The organism is Bradyrhizobium sp. KZN70725 (genome assembly GCF_055264925.1).
Genome location: NZ_JBUYWT010000022.1, coordinates 1 through 26,560, shown reverse-complemented (window position 1 = coordinate 26,560; position 26,560 = coordinate 1). Strand labels below are relative to the sequence as shown.

24 protein-coding genes are annotated in these 26,560 nt (G+C 61.8%); 11 read left to right on the top strand and 13 right to left on the bottom strand.

Annotation, left to right across the window (positions count from 1 at the left end; genetic code table 11):
* Positions 1-25 precede the first annotated feature (25 nt).
* Positions 26-1,405 carry a polysaccharide biosynthesis/export family protein gene (locus ACZBJS_RS21525; protein ID WP_057021167.1) on the top strand — a complete coding sequence of 460 codons (1,380 nt, stop codon included), beginning with the start codon at positions 26-28 and terminating at the stop codon, positions 1,403-1,405.
* A gap of 170 nt (positions 1,406-1,575) precedes the next feature.
* On the top strand, positions 1,576-3,336 hold the full coding sequence (asnB, locus tag ACZBJS_RS21520; RefSeq protein WP_316395479.1) for an asparagine synthase B: 1,761 nt from the start codon (positions 1,576-1,578) through the stop codon (positions 3,334-3,336).
* Positions 3,337-3,499: 163 nt separating this feature from the next.
* Here the strand turns inward: asnB and ACZBJS_RS21515 are convergent, their stop codons facing one another.
* The 8 genes from ACZBJS_RS21515 to ACZBJS_RS21480 all read right to left on the bottom strand — a co-directional run bounded on the left by ACZBJS_RS21515 (position 3,500) and on the right by ACZBJS_RS21480 (position 15,515).
* Positions 3,500-4,678, bottom strand: coding sequence for an acyl-CoA dehydrogenase family protein (locus ACZBJS_RS21515; protein ID WP_463439121.1), 1,179 nt, complete (start codon positions 4,676-4,678; stop codon positions 3,500-3,502).
* A gap of 65 nt (positions 4,679-4,743) precedes the next feature.
* Complete coding sequence (locus ACZBJS_RS21510) at positions 4,744-6,756, bottom strand: non-ribosomal peptide synthetase (protein ID WP_316395481.1); 2,013 nt, start codon at positions 6,754-6,756, stop codon at positions 4,744-4,746.
* Positions 6,757-6,792: 36 nt separating this feature from the next.
* A complete protein-coding gene (locus ACZBJS_RS21505) occupies positions 6,793-7,833 on the bottom strand; it encodes a thioesterase domain-containing protein (RefSeq protein WP_316395482.1) in 1,041 nt (346 codons plus the stop codon).
* A gap of 47 nt (positions 7,834-7,880) precedes the next feature.
* Positions 7,881-8,792 (bottom strand): 4'-phosphopantetheinyl transferase family protein, encoded by a 912-nt coding sequence (locus tag ACZBJS_RS21500; protein ID WP_316395483.1) that lies wholly within the window; start codon positions 8,790-8,792, stop codon positions 7,881-7,883.
* Positions 8,793-9,045: 253 nt separating this feature from the next.
* Positions 9,046-10,314, bottom strand: coding sequence for a GNAT family N-acetyltransferase (locus tag ACZBJS_RS21495; protein ID WP_245311911.1), 1,269 nt, complete (start codon positions 10,312-10,314; stop codon positions 9,046-9,048).
* Between the two features lie 276 nt (positions 10,315-10,590).
* Positions 10,591-13,206 (bottom strand): AMP-binding protein, encoded by a 2,616-nt coding sequence (locus tag ACZBJS_RS21490; RefSeq protein WP_316395484.1) that lies wholly within the window; start codon positions 13,204-13,206, stop codon positions 10,591-10,593.
* 280 nt (positions 13,207-13,486) lie between these two features.
* Positions 13,487-14,497: a UDP-glucose 4-epimerase GalE gene (gene galE / locus ACZBJS_RS21485; RefSeq protein WP_316395485.1), complete on the bottom strand. Its 1,011-nt coding sequence runs from the start codon at positions 14,495-14,497 to the stop codon at positions 13,487-13,489.
* Between the two features lie 97 nt (positions 14,498-14,594).
* Entirely contained in the window at positions 14,595-15,515 is a 921-nt protein-coding gene (locus ACZBJS_RS21480) for a LuxR C-terminal-related transcriptional regulator (protein ID WP_229189980.1), read from the bottom strand.
* A gap of 461 nt (positions 15,516-15,976) precedes the next feature.
* On the opposite strand from ACZBJS_RS21480, the gene ACZBJS_RS21475 reads away from it, so the two are divergent.
* On the top strand, positions 15,977-16,633 hold the full coding sequence (locus ACZBJS_RS21475) for a LuxR C-terminal-related transcriptional regulator (protein ID WP_225162391.1): 657 nt from the start codon (positions 15,977-15,979) through the stop codon (positions 16,631-16,633).
* 52 nt (positions 16,634-16,685) lie between these two features.
* Here the strand turns inward: ACZBJS_RS21475 and ACZBJS_RS21470 are convergent, their stop codons facing one another.
* Both ACZBJS_RS21470 and ACZBJS_RS21465 read right to left on the bottom strand, forming a co-directional pair.
* Entirely contained in the window at positions 16,686-17,102 is a 417-nt protein-coding gene (locus tag ACZBJS_RS21470; protein WP_316395486.1) for a VanZ family protein, read from the bottom strand.
* A gap of 624 nt (positions 17,103-17,726) precedes the next feature.
* Positions 17,727-17,963, bottom strand: a complete 237-nt coding sequence (locus tag ACZBJS_RS21465) for a DUF6894 family protein (protein WP_028335246.1) — start codon at positions 17,961-17,963, stop codon at positions 17,727-17,729.
* 579 nt (positions 17,964-18,542) lie between these two features.
* Between ACZBJS_RS21465 and ACZBJS_RS21460 the strand changes: the two genes are divergently transcribed.
* The 6 genes from ACZBJS_RS21460 to ACZBJS_RS21435 all read left to right on the top strand — a co-directional run bounded on the left by ACZBJS_RS21460 (position 18,543) and on the right by ACZBJS_RS21435 (position 21,658).
* Positions 18,543-18,803: a hypothetical protein gene (locus ACZBJS_RS21460; protein WP_076834843.1), complete on the top strand. Its 261-nt coding sequence runs from the start codon at positions 18,543-18,545 to the stop codon at positions 18,801-18,803.
* A gap of 215 nt (positions 18,804-19,018) precedes the next feature.
* The gene (locus ACZBJS_RS21455; RefSeq protein WP_168857653.1) at positions 19,019-19,360 is read left to right on the top strand and encodes a hypothetical protein; all 342 of its coding nucleotides are present in this window, start codon (positions 19,019-19,021) and stop codon (positions 19,358-19,360) included.
* Between the two features lie 179 nt (positions 19,361-19,539).
* Positions 19,540-20,250 (top strand): septum site-determining protein MinC, encoded by a 711-nt coding sequence (gene minC, locus ACZBJS_RS21450; RefSeq protein WP_316395487.1) that lies wholly within the window; start codon positions 19,540-19,542, stop codon positions 20,248-20,250.
* A 21-nt stretch (positions 20,251-20,271) separates the two neighbouring features.
* Positions 20,272-21,087, top strand: coding sequence for a septum site-determining protein MinD (minD, locus tag ACZBJS_RS21445; RefSeq protein ID WP_316395488.1), 816 nt, complete (start codon positions 20,272-20,274; stop codon positions 21,085-21,087).
* Positions 21,087-21,365 carry a cell division topological specificity factor MinE gene (minE, locus tag ACZBJS_RS21440; RefSeq protein WP_026192121.1) on the top strand — a complete coding sequence of 93 codons (279 nt, stop codon included), beginning with the start codon at positions 21,087-21,089 and terminating at the stop codon, positions 21,363-21,365. Before minD ends, minE begins: the two co-directional genes overlap by 1 nt.
* Entirely contained in the window at positions 21,362-21,658 is a 297-nt protein-coding gene (locus ACZBJS_RS21435) for a hypothetical protein (RefSeq protein WP_057021179.1), read from the top strand. The genes minE and ACZBJS_RS21435 overlap by 4 nt, the downstream gene beginning before the upstream one ends.
* Positions 21,659-21,815: 157 nt before the next feature.
* Here the strand turns inward: ACZBJS_RS21435 and ACZBJS_RS21430 are convergent, their stop codons facing one another.
* Positions 21,816-22,619 carry an NAD-dependent protein deacetylase gene (locus ACZBJS_RS21430; RefSeq protein ID WP_316395489.1) on the bottom strand — a complete coding sequence of 268 codons (804 nt, stop codon included), beginning with the start codon at positions 22,617-22,619 and terminating at the stop codon, positions 21,816-21,818.
* A gap of 153 nt (positions 22,620-22,772) precedes the next feature.
* Between ACZBJS_RS21430 and ACZBJS_RS21425 the strand changes: the two genes are divergently transcribed.
* Positions 22,773-23,153, top strand: a complete 381-nt coding sequence (locus tag ACZBJS_RS21425; protein ID WP_246786683.1) for a c-type cytochrome — start codon at positions 22,773-22,775, stop codon at positions 23,151-23,153.
* A gap of 20 nt (positions 23,154-23,173) precedes the next feature.
* Here the strand turns inward: ACZBJS_RS21425 and ACZBJS_RS21420 are convergent, their stop codons facing one another.
* Both ACZBJS_RS21420 and ACZBJS_RS21415 read right to left on the bottom strand, forming a co-directional pair.
* Positions 23,174-24,331: an Ig-like domain-containing protein gene (locus tag ACZBJS_RS21420; protein WP_316395490.1), complete on the bottom strand. Its 1,158-nt coding sequence runs from the start codon at positions 24,329-24,331 to the stop codon at positions 23,174-23,176.
* A 185-nt stretch (positions 24,332-24,516) separates the two neighbouring features.
* Complete coding sequence (locus tag ACZBJS_RS21415) at positions 24,517-24,981, bottom strand: Lrp/AsnC family transcriptional regulator (RefSeq protein ID WP_057021181.1); 465 nt, start codon at positions 24,979-24,981, stop codon at positions 24,517-24,519.
* 161 nt (positions 24,982-25,142) lie between these two features.
* Here ACZBJS_RS21415 and ACZBJS_RS21410 point away from each other — a divergent pair, with 161 nt between their 5' ends.
* Positions 25,143-26,156 (top strand): 1-aminocyclopropane-1-carboxylate deaminase, encoded by a 1,014-nt coding sequence (locus ACZBJS_RS21410; RefSeq protein WP_057021182.1) that lies wholly within the window; start codon positions 25,143-25,145, stop codon positions 26,154-26,156.
* Positions 26,157-26,560 lie beyond the last annotated feature (404 nt).

Here is a 26,560-nt window from a genome sequence, read left to right as displayed (position 1 = left end):
GTGAGACCGAGCCATCGAGCACGCCATGCCGCACGCCAAGCTGCGTAATTTCCTCCGTCTTGACAACCGTCGCGGTCAACCAGGCCATTGCGTAAGGTGGGGCCTGGTGGCTGTTGGCCTGACGATTTCCGCGCAGGCGAAAGCCGAATATCGAGTGAGTGTCGGAGATGTTCTGGAGGTCGCGGTAGCCGGCGTGCCGGAGCTGCGGCAGCGCGCGCCCGTCCAAGTCGATGGCAATATCTCTTTGCCGCTGGTCGGGATGGTCCCGGTCGCCGGCCTGCCGTTGCAAGAGATTCGGGCCAAGGTCGGGGCCGCAATGACGAGCAAGGTCTTTCGACAGAGGACCGTGGACGGCCGCGAGGTCGTGGTCGTGATAGATGCAGATCAGGTCACGGCGATCGTGGCGGAGTACAGGCCTGTTTACGTCAACGGGGACGTGTCGAAGCCAGGGGAGTATCCTTATCGTCCCGCGAGCACCGCGCGCCAGCTCATCGCCATGGCGGGTGGCTACGACATCATGCATATCAGGATGAACAACCCGTATCTCGAGTCGGCCGACCTGAGAAGCGAGTATGGTTCGCTTTGGACAGAACTCGCCAAGGAACAGGCGCGTATGTGGCGCATCAAGAGCGAGCTCGGGGAAGGGACGCAGATCAATCCAAGCGCTTCTCTTGCCGACCTGCCGATAGCCCGGTCGGCGGTTTCGGAAATCGTCAATGCGGAAGCCGAATATCTGAAGACGAAGCAGAGTGACTATCAGCAGGAAAAGGCGTACTTGCAGCGCAGCGTTCGGCAGGGAGACGACGAGGTCCGCGTGCTGTCGGAGCAGCAAAAGAAAGATGAAGAAGGACTTCAGTCCGACGTCGAGGACCTTCAGAAAGCGACCGACCTGTTCGGCAAGGGATCGTTGATCAGCCCTCGCGTGACGGATGCGCGTCGCGCGGTTCTGCTGTCGGCGACCCGGAGGCTGCAAACCTCTGCGCAATTGCTCCAGGTCAAGAAGTTGCAAGACGAGTACGCCAGACGGTTGGCAAAGCTCGACGATCAGCGGAAGCTTGATCTGTTCCGTGAGCTGCAAGAGACCAGCTTAAAGCTCAATCAGATTCGCGAGAAACTGCAGAGCGTCGGTGAGAAGCTTCAATACACTTCGATGGTTCGATCGCAGCTCGCACGGGGAGCCGGCAGTAAGCCGGATATTGCTATTATCAGAAAGAGCGAGAAAGGGCCGGAACGGATTGTCGTGAACGAGGATGCCGAGTTGCAGCCGGGTGATACCATCGAGGTCTCGCTGCGATACCAGGATGGTCCCGACGCGGCCCCCCGAAAGCTGAGCAGTTCAAACGTTCCGGTCGTGATAGGCCGGACCGACGTGACCGCGGCAGACTCGCGGCGTGACAGCAGGTGACAAAGCCGGAAGCGGCAGAGTGATCGGGATTGGCACGTCGAGAAGACACGAGCAGCCACGGAGTTTGATGCCGCTTGTCCGTATATTTTTAGAATATTTTGTGACTTTTGCCGTTCTCGATCCGCTGTTCCGCTTCGCTGCGATCTGAACTTACAGAAGGGGCAACCTCCTTGTGCGGCTTCGTTGGCATCTTTGGATTTAAAGAATCGCTCGAGACGGCGCGCGGCCGGGCGCTCGAGATGGCCAAAACGGTCAGGCACCGCGGGCCGGACTGGAGCGGCATTTATTCCAGCGACGGCGCAGTGCTCGCGCACGAGCGCCTTTCCATCGTCGACGTGGAGCACGGCGCTCAACCCCTTCTCGACGTGACCGCGGGTCGCGCTTTGGCCGTGAACGGAGAGATCTACAATCATGTCGGTTTGCGCGAGGCGCTGAAGCTGCCGCACGCATGGAAAACGAAGTCCGACTGCGAAATCATCCTGTATCTCTACGACGAGTACGGTCCTGCCGTGTGCAATATGCTGAGTGGCATTTTTGCATTTGCCCTCTTCGATGAGCGCAGTGGCGATTTCTTCGTCGCCCGAGACCACATCGGCATTGTTCCGCTTTACATCGGATGGGGCAGCGACGGCACGACTTACGTCGCGAGCGAAATGAAAGCCCTCGATGGCGTATGCGAGACGATCCGGGAGTTTCCTCCGGGACATCATTACAGCGCCAAGGCCGGAAAGTTCGTCAAGTGGTATGATCCACAGTGGGCACATACTCTTCCAAGCAGGAAGGTGTCGCTGCAGGAGCTCCGATCTTCGCTCGAAGCTGCGGTCAAGCAGCAGATGATGTGCGATGTGCCTTACGGGGTGCTTATTTCCGGCGGGCTCGACTCGTCGCTTATCGCGGCGCTCGCGGCGCGCCACCGCTTCAAGCGGATCGAGTCGGGAGAAACCGAAGAGGCATGGTGGCCGAGGCTGCACTCGTTCTCGGTCGGCCTCGAAAACTCACCTGACATGAAGCATGCGCGAGACGTGGCGGCTCACATCGGCACGGTCCATCACGAGATTGTTTTTTCCGTGCAGGAAGGATTGGACGCATTGCCGGACGTGATCCGGCACCTGGAGACCTTTGACGTCACCACCATTCGTGCCGGCACGCCGATGTATCTCATGGCGCGCAAAATCAAATCAATGGGCATCAAAATGGTGTTGTCCGGAGAAGGCGCTGACGAGGTATTCGGCGGCTATCTCTACTTCCACATGGCGCCGTCAGCAGAAGAATTCCACGACGAGACTGTCCGAAAGATCTTTGCGCTCAGCAAGTATGATTGCTGTCGCGCGAACAAGGCAATGGCGGCTTGGGGAGTCGAAGCCCGTGTGCCCTTCCTGGACAAGGAATTCCTGGACTACGCAATGTCGATAAACCCCGCCGAGAAGATGTGCCCTGGCGAGAAAATCGAGAAGGGCATATTGCGGGAAGCATTTACCGATCTGTTGCCGCAAGCGATCTTGTGGCGTCAAAAGGAGCAGTTTTCCGACGGGGTAGGGTACAGCTGGATTGAAAGCTTGAAGCATCAAGCCGAGAATAAAGTCTCGGATCAGATGCTCGCAGAGGCGAGCAAGCGCTTTCCGCGGCAAACGCCGACGTCCAAAGAGGGATATTTCTACAGGACCATCTTTGATGGCATTTTCAACAACCCGACAGCCTGCCTGACTGTGCCCGTCGGTCCTTCGATCGCATGCTCCACGCCGACCGCGTTTCTTTGGTCTCAGCAATTTGCGAGCATGAATGACCCATCCGGAAGGGCCGTGAAGGGGATCCACGTTCAGGCCATCGATCATGTTGCATCGGTTGGAAACCTCGGCAGTCCGATTTTGAACGAACGAAATCCCCTATCAAACGAATGCCGGATTCCGTTGGCCGGTGTTCGGCGGCAATGACGCCCATCGGGCTTTATGGGTGAATCCGGCGCGGCGGCCGCGTCGGTCGCCGCGAACGGCCCGGATGCGGAGGACATCCAGGCCCCGGCCCGCCGCGCGAAGCGCCGGCACTTGGCCTTTCTGCAAGCAACGCCAGAGCGACGTCCTCAACGTCGCGTCAGGATCATGACATCGAGGCGACCACCTCAAGCATCACTTCGGTCGCGCCGCCAGCGATCGAGAGGACGCGGGCGTCACGTGCGACGCGCTCGATCGCGCTCTCGCGCATGACGCCCATGGCGCCGTGAAACTGCACGCAATCATACGCGACCTCGTTGACGAGCTCGCCACAGATGGCCTTCAGCATCGAGATCTCGCGCAGGCAATCGTAATCGGCCGCCATGCGCCAAGCGGTGGCATAGAGAAACCCGCGGCTTGACTCGACTTTCGCAGACAGCATCGCGAGCCGCTGACGGATCGCCTGCATGTCCCAAAGGACGCCCCCGAATGCCCGGCGGGTTTTCACGTAGGTGAGGGTCATGTCGATCGCTGCCTCGGCCATCCCTATCGCCATGGCGGCGAGGACAAGGCGTTCGTTCTGCAAGTTGCGCATGATGGAGTAGAAGCCTTGTCCCTCCGCGCCGAGCACGTTGTCGGCGGGGATGCGGCAGCCGTCGAAGACAAGTTCCGCCGTGTCGGAGGAGCGCCAGCCGAGCTTGTCCAGCTCGCGCGCGACGCTGAAGCCTGGCGTTCCCTTCTCGACGAGGAACATCGTGATCCCGTTGCTTCCGGCCGAGGGATCAGTCTTGGCCGCGACGCAGTAGAGATCCGCGTGGACGCCGTTTGTGATATAGAGCTTGGTGCCGTCGAGCACGTAAGAGTCGCCGTCCCGGACCGCGCGCGTGCGGATGGCTTTCACGTCCGAGCCCGCATCCGGCTCCGTGATGGCGATCGCGGTGATCACCTCGCCGCTGATAATGCCCGGCATCCAGCGGGCCCGCTGGGCTTTGGTCCCGTCGTGAAAGACGTACGAGGAAGCCATGTCGGCATGGACGAGCATCGCGTCGGCGGCGCCGCCATAGGTCGAGCGCCCGAGCTCCTCGGCGAAGACCGTTGATGCGACAGAGTCCATTTCGGCGCCACCATACTCAGCCGGGTAGCGGATGCCGAAGAAGCCGAGTTCGCCCATGCGGCGCAGGATCGAACGGGGAATGAACCCGTTCTCTTCCCAGTGATCCGCGCAGGGCTTGATTTCCTCCTTGACGAACCGGCGGACCTGGTCCCGCAAGAGCTCATACTCCGCCGCCATCCAGGGCAGCTCCGGCTCTCGTGACGCGTTCCAAGCTTTGTCCATCATCTTCATCCGATCTGCTACGAGCCTGACTCAAAGGCTCCTGTCCCGCCCAAGACCAGGCGGAGACCTTCCGGCTAGAGTTCGACCTCCTCTCTCGGTCCCTCCGAGAGGGAAGGGGCATTGGAATCGGCCACCCAGCGCATTCCGTCGATGACTTCCGCCAGTTCGGCCAGTGTCGGCCGCTCAAAGAGGTTGCGAAGCTGCACGTCGACGCCGAAGATCTTTCGCATGCGCGACACCGCCCGCACCACCAGGAGCGACTCCCCGCCCAGCTCGAAGAAGTTGTCGTGGCGTCCGATCGACTCGAGCTTCAGGAGTTGACACCATAGAGCGGCCAGCGCCTTCTCGGTCTCTGTCGAGGGGGCGGCGAAGACCTGCGCCGGCTGGATGTTTTCCGCCGTCGGCTCGGGAAGCGATGAGCGGTCGATCTTGCCGTTGGGCGTGAGCGGCATCCGCTCGAGGCGAACGTAGTGCGTCGGAATCATGGACTCCAGCAGTTCTTCGGCGAGGTGCGCGCGCAGGTCCGCCACGGTCAGGGGTTTCGACGCAACATAGTAGGCCACAAGTCGTGCGATGCCGTCTTCGGGCGTCGACGGTTTGCCATGGCCGATTTGGGCCGTTTTTTGTGTCGCTCCTTTCGTCATCGAGGTGACGACGGCGCATTCGTGAACGTCCGGGTGCTTGAGAAGCCGTGCTTCGATCTCGCCGAGCTCGATACGGGTGCCGCCGACCTTCACCTGATGATCGGCGCGGCCGAGAAATTCCAGGCGTCCTTCCGAGTTCCAGCGGGCGAGATCGCCCGTCTTATAGAGCCGCAGCTTCGAGCGCCCATCTCGGGGATCGGCGACCGTGCGGAAGCGCTCGTCGGTCAGATCGGGGCGATTGAAATAACCTCTCGCGAGACCGTCGCCGGCAATGAACATCTCACCGATGATTCCGGGCCCGGTGGGCTGATATTCCTTGCTGAGGACGTAGATTCCCGCATTCGCGGCCGGAATGCCGATCGGCACCGATGCGGATTGATCGCGGTCGGTGTCGAAACGGTGAATCATGCAGCCCACCGTGGCTTCGGTTGGTCCATACTCGTTGTAGATCTCGATAGGATGGGGAATAGCGTCGGTGATATCGCGAGCCAGCGCGGCCTTGAAGTCCTCACCGCCCACGATGAACTTGCGCAGTCTTGTGGTCTCAAGATTGCGGTCGCGGATCATCGCGAGATGCGCCGGCGTCAGCTTGATGATGTCCACCGCATTGTCGTCGATCACCTTCAGCACGACCATGCTCTGCACTCCGGGATCGCCAAGATAGACCGCGATGCGGCCGCCGGTGATGAGTGGCGTAAAGAGCGTTGTGACGGTCAGGTCAAATGCGAGAGATGAGAAAAGGGGCCATGCGAGGCTTTCGTCGGAACTGTACACCTGGGCGGCCCACCAGATGTAGTTCACCAGGCTTCGGTGCTCGATCTCGACGCCCTTGGGAGTGCCGGTCGAGCCGGAGGTGAAGATGATATAGGCGGCGCCGTCCGGCGTCGCAGCGGACGGTCGGGCCGAGGCCGGCTGATTCGAGATCGACTCGAGATCGGCGTCGAGCACGAGAATTTCGGCAAGGTTCGCGGCAATGCCCGAACGCAGGCGCGACTGGGTGATCGCCACGGGCGCCCGCCCGTCGGTCCCGTTGGAAATGTCCTGCAGGATTGTTGTGATACGCCCCTTCGGCGTTGCCGCATCCACCGGCACATAGGCCGCGCCGGACTTCAGCACGCCCAGGATCGCAACGACGACTTCAATGGAGTGCTCCATGAAGACAACGGCAATCCGGCCCGGGCCCACGCCGGTCGAGCTCAAATACGCGGCCATCTGGTTGGAGCGTTCGTCGAGCTGCCGGTAGGTCAGCGTTGCATCGCCAAAGCGGATCGCTTCAGCGTCGGGATTACGCGTCGCCTGGTCGCGGAAGAGATCGATGATCGTCCTGTCCGACGGATAGCGTGCCGCCGTGGCGTTGTAATCGACAACCAGCGCCTGATGATCGGAATCCTTCAGCAGGGGAAGCGCTACGCCCTCCGGCGCGATAGGTAGGACTTCGTTCATGAAATACGCTCCCGTCGGGAAAACTAAAAACGAAAATCACGTGTTCTGCTTCTGGGTTGCCTGGCGATAGAGGTCTGCGATGGCAGGTGCGTCAGGTTCCATCAGCATCGAGGCTTCGTTGCAGTCATCGGGCCCGAAGTAAAATTCGGCATGCGGCACTACTTGCAGCCATCGGTGTGGCGCGGCGCCCGATCGCAGCCAGGCTTTGTTGGGAAGGATGATGCAAACCCGACCCGAATACGGAGTGGGAGTGTACCGCTGAAAGGCCGCGATCGCCGTGGATTTGAGCAGAGCCCTGCTCGCCAATACCGGGTCTGTCGCGACAGGCTCATTGCTCTTGCCAACGAGGGGTACGAGGGCGCGGACGTGCTCGCGCAGGCGACTGCCGAAATATCGGAGACGGGCGCCGAATGTCGGCAGCTTCGCTGTCTCATGCAGGAACGATTCCGCCTTGCCCCTGGCAATAAAATACAGCCGGCGCGGCCATTCCCCATAGGTGGTGGGGTGAAGCGGGCCAAACAGCGCAACGCATGAGACCTCGGATTCGCGCTGTCCCAGGATTTTCGCCAGTTCAAAAGCTGTTGGAGCGCCCGAGCAATAGCCGACGATGATGTACGGACCGGTCGGCTGATATTCGACGATCTGGCGGGCGAAGTACTCGGCGATATCTTCGACGCGATCCATCGGCTCGCTCTGCCCATCGAAGCCAGGCGGTTGGAGGGCGTAGAACGGTTGATCGACGCCCAGGTGCTTCGAGAGGTCCAGGAATGAGGACGGTGCCCCGACATGACCGGGGACTGCGTAAATGGGTATGCGTGTGCCGCGAGACTGCAACGGAACGATTGCAGACGGTTGCTTGGCCGCGGCCGTGGCCATGTTCAGAAACGCGATGATCTCGCCCTTCCGCCCCTGCAACTGATCGCGAAGCTCCGCCGTCAGCGCGCCGGCCGGGGCGTTGCAGCGCAGCCGGTCGCCATCCACCCAGACCTTGATGTCCTTGACCGCGAGGTCTGCGAGCAGCTCCGGGAACTGCATCACGTGCGCTGACATCGGGCTTTTCATCGATGAAGCTGACATTTCCTGTTCCGTGCGCCATCGCGGTGACTTCGACTCCGGATGACAGTTCATTTCCGGACGACCACGCTCCCAACATATCCAGGTTGCGGTACGAAGCTTCGGACAGCCCAATCCCTTTCATCCCAGGAAATCGGCTGTCCCAAGCCACACCCCAGCGCCTTGGAGACAGCCTCCAGCCGGGTCCAACGCTGGAGGAAGCCTTCCAGCCGGTCTTCCGGATCGAGGGCGGCGTAGGACTCGTATTCGGAGGTGGAAAGGCAGAGCGCTGCGATCTCGTCCGCTTCGGGCACAGGGAGGATTGCCTCGATGTCCACGCCGACCTCTTGCCTGATCGAGAGGGCGATGACCGCTACTTCTCCAGATCGCGAGACGCTGAAGCGCACGTCGCGGGCGGGCATGCGGCGGGAGAGGTGGGGTTTGCCCAGCCGTCCATATTCCAGCTCGATCTCTGAAGGCGAAATTCCCAGTCTGGAAGCGAGGACCTGGCGCAGCTGCCCGCGGCTAACAATGAAGCGGCGGCGATCGCGCTCCAATCTCAATCCCGCGGCGCGCCGATGTTCTTCCTCGTTGAGGCAAGCGCTTAGCTCCCGGATGACGTCCTGCTCCACATGGAGCATGAATGCCAGGACCTCCAGACCATCATGCTCGAGAACGGGCGTGATGACCCCGGGTCTCAGCTCAACTGCTTTGTCCAAAAAGCTCAAAGGGGCGGTGCCGGCTCCGCGAGCCCCGCGTTCAAGTTTGCGATAGCCTCGCCCGTCAAAGGAACGACTATTTTCCCACTCGCTCTGTTCACAGGCACCTGTGCGAAAAGCCATCACAACTTGCTTTCTATTAGCCTCGATCCGGATTGCCGCCGGTAGGTTGCGAACGGTATTGCGATGGGCATTCGAGCGGACTGCTGATTGAAATTTTAATCGCGCACCGCCATGGCTCAATGGACCATCGTAATTACCCATTTTTTGCCAGTTCCCGTCCGGTGCCCCGGATCGGACTGCTTGAGTTGAGTGACCTGGTGGCAAAGTGCCGCGTCCTTCCGCCAAAAGCGCAAGCGGGGGAATATTCCTGGGGGAATCGGACCGCTAAACGGTCAATGGATGCAGTCCAGGCGTCAGCGCCTGCCCCGGCCGGCAGTCAGAGGGGGAGAAGCACCGACATGGCCACATCGCTGACCTGGACATTGGTTCTCGCCAAGGAGCCCAAACCGATCGACTAGGAGCCAGCCCCGAATACGGAATACAGAGCCGCGGTCTTTTTTGGAAGATTCGTGGCAATGGTCCGTAGCATCCGCTTGGCACTGCGGAGCTTGGCCTCGATGTGGCGCTCTGGACTGTCTCTGCCGACAGCGATCCACGTCATGGCCTGCTCCCTGTTGGCCAGATGGGACTTGTGCCCGCCGCCACCGGCCAGGAAGTCGTAGCCACTTTCCCCGCGTGCAATGCTGTCCTCAATAGCCAGCACATGGCTGACGAGCCCGGGCTTGAGCCGGCTATCGCTCTCATAGAGAAAGCCGCTCTGGTAGTTCAGGACACGGCCGTCGTGCACGAAATTGTACACGACCCCAATTGTCTCGTTCCCAACCAGCGTCCGTGAGATGCGAACGGCCCCCGTCGGGACTCCGCGCGCAATCAGCTCCTCGTGAAACGGACGGAAGCCGGGATTGGCGAAGGCTCCCCTGCGTCCCCATCGCGACCGATGAAAGTCGCCCAGCAATTCGAATGCGGCGAGGGCCTCAGTCGTCGTTTCCATGATCCGGAGTTCAACGGGGCCGCGTTCGGCATACAACCGCATGGCGCGATTCACGGCCTGGCGTGTGCTGCGGCCCAATGTGGCGCGATAATCCCCCCCTCGCTGGCGGACCGGGGCAAAATCAACCCACAATGCCGCATCAGCCTTTTTCACCTCGGTCACGAGCCCGGCCCGGCCTGCGGCGCGACTGGCAGTCGCCTCAAGGTCCGGATCAATTCCGGAGAGCACCAACTGATCCGAGCGGTGCAAGCGGGACGTCAACGCATTGAGGCCTGCCGATATGATGGCATCGGATTGCTCTGCAAGAATACCGTTGTACTCGATGAACAATCGGTCGAAGCGAGTATCTCCCGTTTCATTGAGCAGCCAGCGCGTCCGCGCATGCGGCCCGAGACTCCACGCCCTCCGCCGGCAAATAATCGCCAGGCCAACGATCTTGCCTGATGACCGAGCCACGAGGACGTGTGGTCGCGCGCCATCCGGGATATGCCGCAGCCAAGTGCCGATCCAGAGCCAGGACAGGAAGAACGAGTGAGTCACTCGCGCTTCGAGCTCCTTCCATGAGGATTCAAGCCACGCAATGCTCTCCAGGGCATCCAGGCTGACATCGGTAACCGTCTCAGGCATGCTTTCCCGTTCCAACGCCGGAGGGCTGAATGCGCGATGTGACGGGAATACCGAAGGATCGAGCTGCAATGTTCGCGCAAGATCCGATGATGGATGGCTCGTCACGCGCGGATATCCCTCTGACAGACACGTCCTGGTGGGGCGTCTCTGACCGTTGTCTCGGCGAAGGCCGATAACGGCAACTATATCCGGAATTCGATCGAGGTGCGGACCCTTTCTGATTACCCACGGTAGCTGCTTGTGCCAGCGCAGCAACTGTGCCGAGGTGAAGCTGTGATCGACCGGGTTCGAGGCGGGTGCAGCGCGGTCCGGCCTTCGGCGTCCGACGGCCTCGATGCTCCGCCCGCTCATCGGGGCGTGTCATGGCTGACGTCCGATTTCTCACGTGGCGCTCGATCCCGAGGCGAGTTTTTCAAATCTCCGCCGCAGGTGATCCACGAGCAGTTCCGCACCGATCAACAGGCAGCCCGGATGTCCGCCAGGCACCTGTATCAATTCCAGTTGAGGGCTGAGACGCCGCCACGCTCGGCCATCGTGGTCGGCCGCGTAAAAGGCCACCGGGATCTCGAGCGGCGCCGGACAATACCGCGCCATTGCGATTGAATGAGCGTCCCACAACGCCGTTGGAATTGCGACTTTGGCGATCGCAGGCTGTTCGTTCGCCGGGAGCTTCAGGTATCGCTCCAGTCTCACCATTTGCTCGAAGGTCCAACGCAAGAGATAAGGCGAAACCAGCGGCTTCAGCAGCCCCAGGATCGCCCGTGGCATTGGACGGGCACTGACGGTCGGCGGGTCCACCATCGTAACCAAATCAACCGTGTGGCCGGCAGCCATCAGCTGGCGGGCCACTTCGAACGCCACCATGGCGCCATTGCACTTGCCGCCCAGAAGAAAGGGGCCGCTCGCTTGCCTTGCCAGGATGAACGGCAGGCGGTCGGCGGCCATCGCCTCGATCGAGCCCGGAATCGGCTCGCCATGAAGACCGTGGGGATTGATCGAGATGATCGGATAATCCGGCCCCAGAAGCTCTACCACCCGCCGCACACTCGCGTGGCCGCTGACAAGATCGCCGTTGAAGAAGTACAGCGGAGACCGCGTGCCAGGCGCATGGGGCTGGAAGAACGGCGTCGTCCACGTGTCCGTTGGTGCGGAAACCCTTGCGGCAAATTGCCGGACGGTTTCTGCCCCGAACATGATGGTTTCCGGCACGGGATAGCCGACGAGCCGCTCGACCTCGATCAGCATCTCCATCGCGAGAAGGGAGTCTCCGCCGCTGGCAAAAAAATCATCGTCAACGGTCACGGCCTCGTTCTTGAGCAGCCTGCGCCAGAGGGTCAGCAACTCGGCTTCCAAATCCAACGGCCCGTTCGCGACGGGCGCCGGCGTCATCGCCTGGTGCCCGCGTGGCCGGTCGACCAGCTCGCGCAGACGTCGCCGCTGAACCTTTCCCGTCACGCCCTTCGGCAGATGGTCGAGCGTCAGAATGCGCCTCGGAATCTTGAACGAGGCCAGCTCGCGTTGCAGGAACAGGCGAAGCTCCGCAGCGCTCGCCTGCGCGCCGCGCTGAGGGACGATGGCGACTGCGACGTCCTCGCCCAGGCGCGGATGCGAGATCGCGAAGGCCGCAGCTTCGGCGATCGCCGAATGTCGCAATAGCGCGGCTTCGATCTCGGCGGGAGAAACCTTCTCACCGCCGCGATTGATCAGCTCGCTCAGGCGGCCGTGCAGCGAAAGGAAGCCGTCTTCGTCGAGGCTGCCGATATCGCCGGTGCGAAACCAGCCCTTCGTGAAAGCGGCTTGATTGAGTTCCGGCGCATCGAGATAGCCCGACGTCACGGTCGGTCCACGAATCCAAATCTCTCCGCGCTCGCCGGCTGCCAGGGGAAGTCCATCCTCGCCAACGATGGCCACGGTATCGGGCCAGGGTCTTCCGCAGGTGCCCGGCCTGTTCGGACCGGGCGGCAGCTGGTTGGCGGCGATCTGGGCCGCCTCGCTGGAGCCGTAATGCTCCAGCACCGGCACGCCGAGAGCGTGTTGCAGGCCGTCCTGCACGGCCCTCGCGAGCGGCGCGCCGCCCGACATCGCGAACCGCAGGGTGTGCGCCGGCTGTGCATTCTCGAGGCTTTGTGCCTTGTCCAGCACCGTGGTGTGAAGCGTCGGGCCTGCCGAGTACCAGGTCGGCCGCAAGACATCGAACCACTCATCGAGTGCGACGACGGCACTGTTCGCCGGGATGGCAATGCTGCCTCCCGTCAGCAACGGCGTGAAGACCGTCACTTTGAGCCCATGGGAATAGTAGGGGGGCGACACGCTCAGGCATCGGTCCCGGGACGTGAGGCCGAACCAGGCCTGAAGGCGTTCGGCCGCCGCCAGCATATTGTCATGGCTGAACGGAATGAGCTTCGGCTGCGCGGTCGTGCCCGACGTCTGCAGAATGAAGGCGGGGGAGCGCGGATCCGGCTCGGCGTCGATGGCAGGTGAGCCGGCAACTTGCACGGCGATCTCGAGTCCAAGCTGGCCCTGTCCGACCGGAGCGGCTTCTATGATGGCAAGCGTTCTGCGGGCTGCGGCCTGGCGAGCTTCAGGGGCACTGCCCTGCAGCACAACGAGGGCGCTCAAGTTCAGCATGTCGAGACGCTGCTCGATTTCAGGCTGTGAGAGGCGTGGGTCGAGGGGCACCGCGACGCTACAGCAGGCGACTGCCACGATGGCGAGAACCGCCTCCGGGCCGTTCGGCATCAAGACCCCGATCCGGGTATTGCAATCGAAACCGGCCAAGCGCAGCCGCCGGCGGATTGCCTTCAACTGGCGTTCAAGACCGTTGTATGTCAGAGGCTCGAAAGCGCTCGAGACGATCGCCGGCTGGTTCGGAAACCGACTGGCAGTTCGACCTATGACCTGGCTTATTGTGAGCCGGGCTTCCGACTCCCCATGGTCGCGAGCGTGGAAGCTCTCGGAACACATGGTGGCGCCAGGCGTCTCGTTGTCCAGAAGCATTCCGTCCTACCTTGAACAACGTAAGTCGGTTGGCAGGACCATAGCCCGCCGCTCCCGAAGATGCCTTGCCGTACAGCAAGTGAAGCTAGCAATTAAGGATTAGCCAATATTCGGTGCGTCATCCTGCCATCCTGCCGATTGCGACCATTGGTGAGTGGTGGCGGAACCAGGCAGCGGCGCGACTTGAGCTTGCCGATGAGAGCAGTCGTCTGGCTTGCGCGGGATTGAGCAGGCCTCGAACAAGACAGAAATTCTCGAAGACGCAGATGGCTCTCGCCGACTACGTGCCGCGATAGCCATTCGGGTTCTTCATCTGGAAATGCCAATGGTCGGCACACATCTGTGTCAGCGATCGCGCTGATGTCCAGCCCAACAGGTTCTTCGCGAGAGTTGGATCGGCATAGCAGATTGCGACGTCACCGACCCTGCGTTGGTCGATCACATACGGCACGGGCCGGCCACTCACTTCCTTGAATGTCCGGATCACGTCCATGACGCTACTGCCGCTTCCTGTTCCGAGATTGACCGTCAGAAGGCCGGGCTGTCTCAGTTGGCTAAGGGCGCTCAGATGTCCGGATGCAAGATCGACAACGTGAATGAAGTCGCGGATCCCGGTGCCGTCCGGAGTATCATAGTCGTTTCCCCAAACATGCACCGTCGGACGTCGTCCGATCGCCACTTGTGCCACAATCGGCAACAGATTGTTCGGCACATCCAGGGGATCTTCTCCGATCAGTCCGCTTTCGTGGGCGCCAACCGGATTGAAGTAGCGCAAGATGGCAATCCGCCAATCCTTGTCGGACTCATGAAGGTCCTTCAGTATTTCTTCGATGAAGTATTTTGTGCGGCCGTACGGATTGATCGGTGCGACGGGATGCTTCTCGTCCAGCGGCAGGTACGCGGGTGTCCCGTAAACGGTTGCGGATGAACTGAAGACCAGCGTCTTGACGGATGCTCGCGTCATGGCCGACACGAGCCGCATCGTTCCCACGACGTTGTTGTCGTAATAGGTGATGGGTTGTGCGCTGGACTCGCCCACCGCCTTGAGGCCGGCGAGATGAATGACCGCAGTCACGTCGTGGGCGCGCAGGATCTGGTAGATCGCCTCTTCATTGCGAATATCGGCATGCCGGAAAATGACCGGTCGCCCGCAGATGGCTCGTATCCGTTCGAGAGAGGCGCTGTTGCTGTTGGAAAGATTGTCGACCGCGACGACATCGAGCCCGGCGTCGAGTAGGGCGACAGCGATGTGGGATCCGATATAGCCGGCACCGCCGGTCAACAAGATCATTTCCGCTTCCGTTTCGCGTCTGCGTGGTCAATGCTCGCCGCGCGCGGGAAATCATCCCGCGCGGTGATGCCGATGCGCCAGACCGGACGAGTCTCAGCTATTTCCGCAGTCGGATCGCCCCGTCGGCTTTTGAACTCATGTCCTTGCGGGTATGGCCGTTGGTGAGGGAGACCTCGAAGTAGTTCTCCGCATGGTCGATCGCGCCAAGTGGCGCCGGCCGGCCCGCTCTCGCAATCTTGGGAATTTCCCGGCCAGGTGGGAGGAGCCGCTCGGTTACGTCAACGATCTGATGCGCCGAACTGCTGTTTCTCGACCAAGCCGCAGATCGATGGTTCAATCCCCAGATTGCTGCCTGCGTTCTGTTTTGAACCCGAATCTTGCGAAGGATCGCCTTGATGTGAACCTTCACCGTGGCTTCGGCAATCTTGATCTTGCGCGCAATGCACTTGTTGGAATCGCCTTCAATCAGGCACTGCACAATTGAAACTTCCCGCGGCGAAAGTTGCTGAGCCAGCGTGTCATCTGCCGTTGCGACGGCATGATCGTCATCGTTGGGTACAGGAGCATCGTCCACCTCGCGTTTCTCGGTCTCGAGAGCGGACTCCAAGAATGCCGGCGGGAATACCGTCCCACCCATCATGACGAGTTCGATGGACTTGATGAACGCGTCGCAGTTCATCACGTCGATGAAATATCCGGTGGCGCCGGCTCGGAATGCGGCAACCAGATCATTCAGATGAAAGTGATCCGCGACAACTGCGACACGTGCATCCGCGTGACGGCGCTTGAACGAGTCGATTTGCTCGACTGTCGGGCGAAAATCATCGCCACTATGAACGATGAGGAACAATGACGGACTCGCGGGGGCTTTCTGAAGCGCCTCATCGCTGGGCCAATCATCGGCGTCGTATATCGAGGTTAGGACGAAATTCTCCGAATTTAGAATTCTTGCAAGGCCTTCTTTGCGAAGACTATTTTCACCAACCAGTGCAATGGCAAAAGGATATCGTCGTCTCATGGAAACTCTCCCGGACGCTACAATGATACAAGCGGTTGAAGGGTTGAACCCGATTCATTTTTGGTGGCCCGCCCAGCTGAAAAGAACGACGTAAAAACAAGCTTCCTCAGATTCGGTCGATAGAACAAACCTGGGACGAAAAGCGCTTAACCCACTCAGAAAATATTTAAGAATGTTAGATGCTAATCCCCAATATCCCTATATACCGTTGGTTATAGGCATTTGGGGCCGCCAAACTGACGAGGGTGGTCTCTCGGTCCCGGTCGACAGGCACTCGCTGAGGGTGCCTCGGATCGTCGCTGCGATTACGCGTTGTGGAATCTGGTTATCGGCGCGCTCCAGGCGGTAGATTCACGGGACCAAACGACAACAAAACCTTACTGAAATATCTCATATTGGAGTAGCTTATTAATGACATTGGGCGCCGATCTGAACTGAGGGGGATTGAGGGTTGATCGGAAATGCATTTCAGTCGTGTAGTCATTGCCAGTAGATATCCAGTCGTTTTATTGGGTCTGAACTGCCTGCTCGAAGCAGAGCGTGATTTCAAAGTTGTTGCTCGCTGCAATGATATTGCGAGCTGCTTCAAGGCAATACAGAGCCTCGCGCCCGACATCGCCATTTTGGACATGTCGATGCCTGACATTTCTGGGCAGGCCATGCTCGAGGTCGCAAACTCCGGGGCGCTTGGTGTGCGGCTCGTGTTTCTTGCCGCCTCGGTTGAGGATCGCGATCTCGCCATGCTCGCAGCAGCGGGAGCTTGCGGTGTTCTTCTGAGCGAGGAGGAGCCCGAAACGCTCTTGCAGACGTTGCGGCAAGTCGCCGACGGCCAGAAGACATTGCCTCCGCCCTCGTACGAAGAAGCCATCCCTTATGCGCAAACGACGATCCCGGAGAAATATCTTGCGGTGCTGACGGACCGCGAGCGTCAGATCATGCGTTTGGTGTCGGAGGGCTTGTCGAACAAGGAGATTGGCCGCCGTCTGAAGGTGGCCGACGGTACCATCAAGGTTCATCTGCACCACATCTTCCGCAAGCTCGAGATCAGCAACAGGACCGTCCTTGCTACGCTTGCCGTCTCATATTCCGGGCCGACCGGGTCTCCATCCGTCGAATAGCGGCGACGGACCGGCGTTTTTCATCGAGCTTCATGCGCGATGATCATCCCCGCTAGGCCAACGGGCTGTCTGTCCGCCTGGAGATTACGGAAAACGAGCGTCTCAAGGCAGTTGCGATGAAAACGCCTGCACAACAGCCGGCGCCTTTGACGAACATGTCCTTTACGTATCCATGTCTGTCGGGGAGCAGTCTTTGGATGAGTTCGAAGCCGACGACCATAGCGAGAAGGACGAGCAGGATTGGCAGCACGTGCTTCGGATAGGCGAGCGAAAAGGCGACCCCGACAATGAACAGAGCTGCAAAACGATCGATGTTCGCCGATATCAACGTGTGCGGACGGAATGCCAGCGGTGTATCGGTGACGATGAAGAGGCCTAGGATCAAACCCCAAGCCAAGCATCGGAATACGGTTTGCGTCATCCCTTGTGGTTCAGCAAGAGCGCAGTAACCTGGTTTCATCATTCGCATTCGCAACTACTCTTCAGGCGCGGCCGTTTTAAAGAGATGGATCGTCGTTGCACGATGGGGGCAAGCTCAACTGCGGATCACCATGGCGGGCTAGGGTTTTGCCAAGCCACTGGCCAATGTCTCTGGATCCGATGACCCGTTTGGGCCGGTATGGGTTGATCGTTCCAGCTGAAAGTCTCTCGATGCGCTGGTCCTCCGCCAGTTTCCTTGTGAACTGCTTCGCATCCTGTTCGGATACGAATGTCGCAGTCCTTCGTGCGTGCCTGTCGGGCGGAGCATCGCGTTGATCAATGAAGGAGACGTACCAGATGTGCCTTGCTGTCATGCGGGACCTCCGAGGTCAGGTCTAGGCGCGAATACAAATTCGAGACACCAGGCGGTGATATCTGAAAGCTGATCGGCAGAAAGCTTCTTCTCCATTGTGTAGTCGTGATTGCTTTCTGCGAGCCAAAGCAGGCCGGCGATTGGTCCGTCCGCAATGGACGGGAATTGCAGCTTTCGCTCAGCGTGTCGCCGGGGCTTTCAGAGTACTCCTCCTGGACATCAAGCTTGCACGCTTCGTTCCATCGCGAAGTTTGAAGATGGCCACGAGGCGCCGCAGGCGAGCGCTGCGTTCGCTGCTATTCATGCCGCAATGGAAAACTGAAGGACGAACAGTGACTGGCCGCCCGGCTCGGGGCTGTCGCTGATTTCGACATGCCAGCGAAGATGACGCAAGAATGGCTCCGTCACGTCGTGCTTGAGTATCTCGCCGCTCAGTTCAATCGCCGTCGTCCGTGCGGCGAAAATGTCGGGAAGATCCAGGCCGACATCATCGAGCACTGAATGGCCGCCGTGGATATGAAAAAAATACCGCGGCATTGGTGTCTCCGGATGAGGCGAACATTCCGACGACTGCGACGAGTTCGACGCATCAAAGTGGTGTCATCGCACCACGGTGAGGCGGACGGCAAGCCGCTATTCTAGGAGGGCGGATCATCATTGTTGGGTACCCCGACGTGGACCTGCACCATCATCGGTTCGGAAGGTCGAGCGACGCATCGGGTCGACAGAGGAGACCAGCCGAATTCGTGTTGGCTTGTCGGCAATGAGCCAGCGATTCGGTCATCGTGATTTCGAGACAATGGCAAGCGGCCGGCGGGAAGCAGAGAGCGCCGCTCGTCACCGCGAATAAAATCACGCCGTTACAGAAGCTGAGGCAGGCGGCCGACCAGCGGGAAACGGCTGCGGACCACCGGACGCGCCGAGATCTCTCGGATGGTCAGGGAAGCGTGCGGCAATGCCTAGCACCCGAAGCTAACGAGCAGCATTTTCACGACGGCCCGTGGTGCTCGCCAGCGACGCCGGCGATCAATTATTTGTGCGGTGCGGCAATATTGATATTGCATTGCAATAATAGCTGACTAACTCTGCTTCTCACGTGCCACTGAGGAGCCTTCCGTGATCAAGATTTCCCTCTCCACCCTTGCCGCCGCTCTCGCGATCGCAACCGCCGCGTCCGCTGCGGAGCTTCCGACCTATGAGGCTGCGGGCCTGCCGATCTCGGCGGTGCAGGCCGGCGTGATTGGCGCCGCCAACGCCCGCGAGCAGGCGCCTGTTGCGACCACATCGGCGACGCCGCATCAGCTCAGCGTTCTGACGCCCCGCAACAAGATGACGACCGCGCGGGCCGCTGCCCGCACCGACCGCTCGGTCCACTGATCGGCATAGCCGTTCCCCGGGAGGCCCGCGACGACGTCGCGGGCCTTCGGCGGGCCAATCCTCCTAGACCAAAATAGATCGCGCCGCCGCCAGGTCGCGCTTGCCGGCGGGTGATACGCCTCACGCCGTTGGCGCGAACTCCCGCAGGTGGAGTTTGATTGCGGCGTCGACCCTCGTCCGGGTGATCGACCTGAGGCAGTCGCCGAGGTCGAGAAATGGTGGCCGATCGTCAAGTCGGCGAATATCAAGGCGGAATAGCTACAACGATGATTTTCGGCGTGATCGGCAGATGCGCGTTAAGGCATCCGCTGTCATGGCAGGGCTGGCAGCTTGCAGGCTCGGCACTGGAAATCGTCGCCGCGCTCGTCGGCGCGAACTTCGAATTCCTCCGAAACCCGAACAATTCGGTTGCGAAGCGGGGCGACCTCGGAAAGCTCAGCGTGGCCCGTGCGTCGGCATTTCGGGCACCGCAGGATCTCAATCCAGTAGGTTTGGGTCATGACGTCGTCTGCAAACGCTCGCGCAATGATAACCCCGTCTGGCGCGAAGAAAATTGATCCAGCTCAAAAGCGCGGCCGCATCTCCTCCAATTCCGCACCTGTTCAAACGCCAAAGCGCGTTTCGAGGCCCCGGGGCGAGCGCTGCTCAAATCGGTGAAAACCCTGACCGCGTTAACCTTTGATTAACCATGCGGTCCGATTGTTAACCATTCGACAAGACAACCGAGTCAGGGGCGATGGACGCAACTCAACAGGTCGCACGTCAGCAGGTCCGCATGCGCGGCCGTTCCTACGTTGCGTTCGTTTTCTCGCCGGTCGTGCCTGTCGTGTCCTGGCTGGCCGAGATCGACGCGACGCTGGCGAAGTCGCCGGGCTTCTTCACCGGCAAGCCCATCGTGCTCGACCTCTCGGCGGTCGATCTCAGCCAGACCGCGATCGCGCATCTGATCGGCAGCCTCGGTGAGCGCAACATCCGCATCCTCGGCATCGAGGGCGTCGACGAATCGAAGCTCGGCGCCAACATGCCGCCGCTTCTGACCGGCGGCCGGGCCTGCGCGATCACCCATGTCGAGCCGCAGAAGCCGCAGGTGCAGGAAAAAAACAAGGACAAGACCAAGCTGCCGTCGCTGCTGCTGGAGAGCCCGGTCCGTTCCGGCCAGTCGATCGTGTTTGCCGAGGGCGACGTCACCGTGCTCGGCTCGGTCGGCTCCGGCGCCGAGATCGTCGCCGGCGGCTCGATCCATGTCTACGGCACGCTGCGCGGCCGGGCGATGGCCGGCATCAACGGCAATTCGGCGGCCCGCATCTTCTGCCAGAGGATCGAGGCCGAGCTGCTCGCGATCGACGGCTACTACCAGACTGCGGAAGAAATCGCCGACAGCTTGCGCAACCGGCCCGCCCAGGCGTGGCTCGAGGGCGAAATGCTGCGCATTACACCATTGAACTGACCGACCACAAGGAGAGAGAGAATGGCCAAGGTATTGGTCGTGACGTCTGGGAAGGGCGGGGTCGGCAAAACGACCTCAACCGCCGCGCTCGGCGCGGCGCTCGCGCAAATGGGTCAGAACGTCGTCGTCATCGATTTCGACGTCGGCCTGCGTAACCTCGATCTGGTGATGGGCGCGGAGCGTCGGGTGGTGTTCGACCTCATCAACGTGGTGCAGGGCGTCGCCAAGCTGCCGCAGGCGCTGATCCGCGACAAGCGGCTGGAGAATCTCTGGCTGCTGCCGGCGTCGCAGACCCGCGACAAGGACGCGCTGAGCGACGAGGGCGTCAAGCACGTGATCGCCGACCTCAAGACCAAGTTCGACTGGATCCTGTGCGACAGCCCGGCCGGCATCGAGCGCGGCGCGACGCTCGCGATGCGCTACGCCGACGAGGCCGTTATCGTCACCAATCCGGAAGTGTCGTCGGTTCGCGACTCCGACCGCATCATCGGCATGCTCGATTCCAAGACGGTCCGCGCCGAGCGCGGCGAGCGCGTCGAGAAGCATCTTCTGGTCACCCGCTATGATGCCGGCCGCGCGGCGCGCGGCGAGATGCTGTCGATCGACGATATCCTGGAGATCCTTGCGACTCCCTTGCTCGGCATCGTCCCGGAAAGCCAGGACGTGCTGCGCGCCTCCAATGTCGGCTGTCCGGTCACGCTGAACGCAGCAAGCAGCGCGCCGGCGCGGGCCTATACCGACGCGGTACGCCGCCTGATGGGCGAGGCGGTGGAGATGACCGTGCCGGTTCAACGCAAGGGACTGATGGATCGGCTACTGCGACGGAGGGCGGCATGATGAACGTAATGCGGCTGTTCGGCGGCCGCGCCGCATCGGCGCCCGTCGCGCGGGAGCGGTTGCAGATCCTGCTTTCGCATGAGCGTGGCCGGACCGGCGCGCCAGATCTCCTGGAGACACTTCGCTCGGAAATCCTGAGCGTGGTTTCCAAGCATATCGACGTCGACCCCGACAAGGTCGTGGTCCGGATGGACCGTGGCAAGTTCGTCTCGATGCTCGAGGTCGACATCGAGGTTCCCAATGGCGTGCAACGATCGAAGATGGTGGCGGCCACATGACGGCAGACAGCGATAGTCACATTGCCTGGCAGCGCGCGCAGCTCAAGAAGCTGCGGGCGGCGTTGAGGGCGATCGAGGCCGATCAGCTCGGCAAGGCCAATTGCGGCCGCGCGACGCAGATGACGATCGACGAATTGCAGCGCAAGATCGGCGAGTCGGGCCGCTGCATCGCGGAGTACGAGCGCCGCACCCGTCGCCCGCTGGCGACGGATCTCGGCAGCCTCGCCAGCGTCAGCTGGACGCACTGGAACGCCAACATGCCGATGGCCAAGGCGCCGCGCCATCGCGCGTGATGCGATAGTCTATCCCGTCGTCATTGCGAGCCACCCGGTCGGCGCAAGGCGCCGCCGGATGACAGGCTCCGCGAAGCAATCCATTTTTCCGCATAGGCGGCTCGATGGATTGCTTCGTCGCTATCGCTCCTCGCAATGACGTGGAGAGAGCAGCGGCCTACAGCAAAAAAGCCAGCGCGCTCTCGCAACTATCCTCGATCTTGAGGGTGAGCAACTCGTCGGCGCGGGTGCGGCCTAGATTGACGGCGGCAATCGGCAGGCCGTGCTGCTCTGCCATCCGGACGAAGCGAAAGCCGGAATAGACCATCAGCGAGGAGCCGACCACCAGCACGGCGTCGGCCTGCTCGAGATGCGCCTGCGCCGACGCGACCGTATCGCGCGGCACGTTCTCGCCGAAGAACACCACATCGGGTTTCAGCACGCCGCCGCAGGCTTCGCAGGCCGGCACCACGAACGACGAAAAATCTTGCTCGAGATCGGCGTCGCCGTCGGGAGCGTCGGCGGCATCGAGCGTGAGCCAGGCGGGGTTTCGTTGCGCGAGCTCGTGCTGGAATTGTTCGCGCGGCATCGTCGCGCCGCAGCCGAGGCAGCGCACCACGTCTAATCGGCCGTGCAGGTCGATCACCCGCCGGCTGCCGGCGGCCTGGTGCAGGCGGTCGACGTTCTGGGTCAGCAGCAGCTCGCAGCGCCCCTGCTGTTCGAGCTTGGCCAGCGCGCGATGCGCGCCGTTCGGCGCGGCGCGGCCGAACCGCCGCCAGCCCACCATGCTGCGCGCCCAGTAGCGCTGCCGCGTCGCCGCCTCGCCCAAGAACGCCTGGATGGTGACCGGGCGCGTCCGCTTCCAGTTGCCGTCGCTGTCGCGATAATCAGGAATGCCGGAATTGGTGCTGCAGCCGGCTCCGGTCAGGACAAACAGGCGCTGGTGGCCGGCGACGAAATCCTCGAGGGCGGGGTGTGGCATGGCAGCACATCTAGTGCGGGGCACGCATCTGCGCCAGATGTGGGGCCTGCCGCGAGCGGACCTTTCACGCCGCCTCTGCGTTGACGGCATGGCACCCGAGGCGTGGTGCTGCGCGCGCCTGTTTGCCTGGCGCAATTGCCGACGGAGTGATCGATGCGGCCGGGATTCATCGTCGTCGTTTGCGGGCTGATGTCGTTGGCGTCATCGCCGTCCCATGGTCAGGATGCGGGCGTGTCCGGCGAGCAGGCGTTCAACAATTCCTGCCGCACCTGCCACACGGTCAAGGACGGCGACAACCGCGTTGGCCCGAACCTGCACAATGTGGTCGGCCGCAAGGCCGGATCGGTTGCGAACTTTCCTTATTCGGAGGCGATGAAATCATCCGACATCGTCTGGGATGAGAGCACGCTGCTGCGCTTCATCGAAGATCCCGAGGCCGTGGTGTCGGGCAACGGCATGAAGCCGTATACCGGCGTGCGCTCGGCGGAGGATCGCGCCAGGATCGTGGCGTTCCTGAAATCCCCCGGCAAGTGACCGTTGGCGGTAGGCCGGTCTCACTTTGCCGGCACGACGAAGACCTGGCCGGGATAGATCAAATTGGGATTGCGGATCTGCTGCGAATTGGCCCGATAAATCACGGCGTAGCGCTGTCCGGCGCCGAATGCGCGCTGGCTGATCCGCCACAGGCTGTCGCCGCGGGCGACGGTGGTCGTGGTGATCTTCGGCACGATCACAGCGGAGGCGGACTTCACATCGGATGCGGTGGCGGTTGCCGCCGCGGCGAGCTGCGGTTTGGCGATATCCGCACGGCCGGACGAGGTTGGCGATGCCGGGATCGATGCGGTCGTCATCGTGTCCGGAACGTTGAATGGCACCTCGGCACGCGCGCGGACCTTGCCGGAAGTGGGGTCGACGTCGTCAAGCCGCACCTGATAGTTGCCGGCCGTCACGCCCTTGTTGATCGTGACCGAGAGGTGCCCCGCCTCGTCGGCCGTCGCGGACGTGATCAAGCTGCCGTTGAGATAGAGCCTGACGGTCGCGCCGGGAGCTGCCTGACCGCTCACATGGAGCTTGCCGTCCGGTTCGGTTTCGACGGCCTCGATGGCCACTTTCCCAGCGGCCGGCGCCGTGGCCGCAGGTTGCGACAGCACGCGGACCGGTTTGTCCGGTGCCATCAGCGCCACCATCGGCCGCTCTCGCGTCGCAGCCTCGAGCGCCACCGCCACGCTTTGCTTGGAGGTCACCTGCTTGCCGTCGCGCGTCATGCGCAGGGTGAGGTCATAGTTTCCCGGCGGAAGCGGGCGCGGGACCATGACGAACTGGCCGGACTTGTCCACCACGACGCGATCGTGCACCTCGCCATTGCGCAGCAGTTCCACCGTCGTGCCCGGTAGCGCCCGGCCGGCAACAACGGTCTCGCCGGTCGGCTCGATGTTGACGACGTCGAACTCCGGCACCGCGTCGCCGCCTGGTGCCGGCGCCGGTCCCGCCAGCACGTCGGCCAAGGCCGCGGTCTCGGTTTGTGCCTTTGCCAGCGCGGTCTTGTTTTGGTCTCGCGCCGGAGCCGCTGGCGCGGATGGTGCCGTCGCCGTCAAAGGCGTGCTCCCGCCCAGGATTTGCTGGGTTTGGCGGATGCCGAAGACGAGCGCCGCCGTGCCGCCGGCGGCAAGTGCCAGCAACGGAATGACCAGTCGGATCGCCGTGGCGTTCATGATTGTCATCCGCGGATGATGTCCCCCGCGCATCCGCGCGCGACCCCCGCCCCCCGCGGGGATTTAGTGAGAGACTGCGCCGGTTTGCGCCGGCCATCAAGTCGGATGAAGGGATTACTTCTCTCGGGCAGGCCGGCCGATCTGGCGGCTCGCGGCGCCCGGCCCGGGTCGGGATCACGTCAGGTTCAAAATTCCAGCGCCGCATTGTCCACCACCTCCTTCATGACGAAGAAGGTGCGGGTCTGCCGCACGCCGGGCAGCGCGATCAGCTGATCGCCATGGATGCGCTTGAAGTCGTCGACGTCGCCGGCGCGGATCTTGAGGAAGTAGTCGAAATCGCCGGCGACGAGGTGGCAGTCGAGCACGCATTTGAGCTTCGCCACCGCCTGCTCGAAGCTCGCAAAGCTTTCCGGTGTCGAGCGGTCGAGCACGACGCCGACCATCACCAACGTGCCCTTGCCGAGCTTGCGCGGCGCCACCATGGCGCGGACGCCGCTGAGATAACCCTCGTCGAACAGCGCTTGCGTCCGGCGATGGCAGGTGGCGGGGCTGACGCCGACCTGATCGGCCAGCTCGGCATTGCTGAGCCGGCCGTTCTTTTGCAGCAATCTCAACATCTTGAGGTCGATGCGGTCGAGTCGGGCGGACATGGAAGAATCTCTCACTATTGGTCGATTTCATGAGAGAAAATATACCATCAGGGCCAGATCCGGCAATCTTCGGCAATTGTGCGAGCTGAGTTAGAGAGCACCTTTCGCGCCAGGGGTGATAGCTGTGGCCGCCGTTTCAGACCACCAAAGAGGATGCCAGCATGCTGGAGAAGTTCGCGCGCTATCCACTCACATTCGGGCCGACTGCCATCGAGAAGCTCGATCGGCTGTCAAAGCATCTCGGCGGCAAGGTCGAGCTCTATGCCAAGCGCGAGGATTGCAATTCCGGGCTCGCCTATGGCGGCAACAAGCTGCGCAAGCTCGAATACATCATCCCCGATGCGATCGCCTCCAATGCTGACACGCTGGTCTCGATCGGCGGCGTGCAGTCGAATCACACCCGCATGGTCGCGGCCGTCGCGGCCAAGATCGGCATGAAGTGCCGGCTGGTGCAGGAAAGCTGGGTGCCGCATGAGGACGCGGTCTATGATCGCGTCGGCAACATCCTGCTTTCGCGCGTCATGGGCGCCGATGTGCGGCTGGTCGACGAAGGCTTCGACATCGGCATCCGCAAGAGCTGGGAGCAGGCGATCGAGGAGGTCAAGGCCGCGGGCGGCAAGCCCTACGCGATTCCGGCCGGCGCCTCCGTGCACAAATTTGGCGGGCTCGGCTATGTCGGGTTCGCCGAGGAGGTGCGCGCGCAGGAGCGCCAGCTCGGCGTCAAGTTCGACTACATCATCGTCTGCACGGTGACCGGCTCGACCCATGCCGGCATGCTGGTCGGCTTCGCCGCCGATGGGCGCGCGCGCAACGTGATCGGCATCGACGGTTCGTTCACGCCCGCGCAGACCAAGGCGCAGGTGCTGTCGATCGCGCAGAACACCGCAAAGCTCGTCGAGCTCGGCCGCGACATCGTCGAGGATGATGTCGTGCTGATCGAGGACTACGCCTATCCCGCCTACGGCGTGCCGTCGGAGGAGACGAAGGAGGCGATCCGGCTCAGCGCGCGGCTCGAAGGCATGATCACCGACCCCGTCTATGAGGGCAAGTCGATGCAGGGCATGATCGATCTGGTGCAGAAGGGTTATTTCCCGGCCGGATCGAAGGTGCTCTACGCCCATCTCGGCGGCGCACCGGCGCTCAACGGCTACGCCTACGCGTTCAGGAACGGCTGAGGCGGGCGGGCCTCTGATTTCGTGGCTTCGTAGCCCGGATGAAGCGAAGCGCATCCGGGTAGGTCTCTCGGCGGCGCGAGATCCCCGGATTTGGCGGAGCCTGTCATCGGGCGCGCGTTCGCGCGACCCGTTGGCTGCATCCGGGCTATGCATTCTTACCTCCCCTTGAAAAGGGGAGGTCGCTTTGCTCGCAGAGCAAAGCGGGTGGGGATCTGCTCTCTCCGCTTGCAGCGTCGCCTGTAGCTGACCCCCATCCCGACCTTCCCCCTTTCAGGGGGAAGGGGAAGAGAAGTCCGTAGATGGGGTAACGGGCCGGCCGCCCGCTCGCTACGGCGCAATTTGGAAGCGCGCTCGCGAGCGGCCTGTTGGTTGGAAGGCGGTCGTCCCTCAAACTGATGGTGTTC

Bases quoted from the DNA above. Each gene is read 5' to 3' on its own strand.
- ACZBJS_RS21525 (WP_057021167.1), top strand. From the start codon at position 26: ATGCCGCACGCCAAGCTGCGTAATTTCCTCCGTCTTGACAACCGTCGC.
- ACZBJS_RS21515 (WP_463439121.1), bottom strand. From the start codon at position 4,678: ATGAAGATGATGGACAAAGCTTGGAACGCGTCACGAGAGCCGGAGCTG.
- ACZBJS_RS21510 (WP_316395481.1), bottom strand. From the start codon at position 6,756: ATGAACGAAGTCCTACCTATCGCGCCGGAGGGCGTAGCGCTTCCCCTG.
- ACZBJS_RS21505 (WP_316395482.1), bottom strand. From the start codon at position 7,833: ATGTCAGCTTCATCGATGAAAAGCCCGATGTCAGCGCACGTGATGCAG.
- ACZBJS_RS21500 (WP_316395483.1), bottom strand. From the start codon at position 8,792: ATGGGTAATTACGATGGTCCATTGAGCCATGGCGGTGCGCGATTAAAA.
- ACZBJS_RS21490 (WP_316395484.1), bottom strand. From the start codon at position 13,206: ATGCTTCTGGACAACGAGACGCCTGGCGCCACCATGTGTTCCGAGAGC.
- galE (WP_316395485.1), bottom strand. From the start codon at position 14,497: ATGATCTTGTTGACCGGCGGTGCCGGCTATATCGGATCCCACATCGCT.
- ACZBJS_RS21480 (WP_229189980.1), bottom strand. From the start codon at position 15,515: ATGAGACGACGATATCCTTTTGCCATTGCACTGGTTGGTGAAAATAGT.
- ACZBJS_RS21475 (WP_225162391.1), top strand. From the start codon at position 15,977: ATGCATTTCAGTCGTGTAGTCATTGCCAGTAGATATCCAGTCGTTTTA.
- ACZBJS_RS21470 (WP_316395486.1), bottom strand. From the start codon at position 17,102: ATGCGAATGATGAAACCAGGTTACTGCGCTCTTGCTGAACCACAAGGG.
- ACZBJS_RS21465 (WP_028335246.1), bottom strand. From the start codon at position 17,963: ATGCCGCGGTATTTTTTTCATATCCACGGCGGCCATTCAGTGCTCGAT.
- ACZBJS_RS21455 (WP_168857653.1), top strand. From the start codon at position 19,019: ATGGTGGCCGATCGTCAAGTCGGCGAATATCAAGGCGGAATAGCTACA.
- minC (WP_316395487.1), top strand. From the start codon at position 19,540: ATGGACGCAACTCAACAGGTCGCACGTCAGCAGGTCCGCATGCGCGGC.
- minD (WP_316395488.1), top strand. From the start codon at position 20,272: ATGGCCAAGGTATTGGTCGTGACGTCTGGGAAGGGCGGGGTCGGCAAA.
- minE (WP_026192121.1), top strand. From the start codon at position 21,087: ATGAACGTAATGCGGCTGTTCGGCGGCCGCGCCGCATCGGCGCCCGTC.
- ACZBJS_RS21435 (WP_057021179.1), top strand. From the start codon at position 21,362: ATGACGGCAGACAGCGATAGTCACATTGCCTGGCAGCGCGCGCAGCTC.
- ACZBJS_RS21430 (WP_316395489.1), bottom strand. From the start codon at position 22,619: ATGCCACACCCCGCCCTCGAGGATTTCGTCGCCGGCCACCAGCGCCTG.
- ACZBJS_RS21425 (WP_246786683.1), top strand. From the start codon at position 22,773: ATGCGGCCGGGATTCATCGTCGTCGTTTGCGGGCTGATGTCGTTGGCG.
- ACZBJS_RS21420 (WP_316395490.1), bottom strand. From the start codon at position 24,331: ATGAACGCCACGGCGATCCGACTGGTCATTCCGTTGCTGGCACTTGCC.
- ACZBJS_RS21415 (WP_057021181.1), bottom strand. From the start codon at position 24,981: ATGTCCGCCCGACTCGACCGCATCGACCTCAAGATGTTGAGATTGCTG.
- ACZBJS_RS21410 (WP_057021182.1), top strand. From the start codon at position 25,143: ATGCTGGAGAAGTTCGCGCGCTATCCACTCACATTCGGGCCGACTGCC.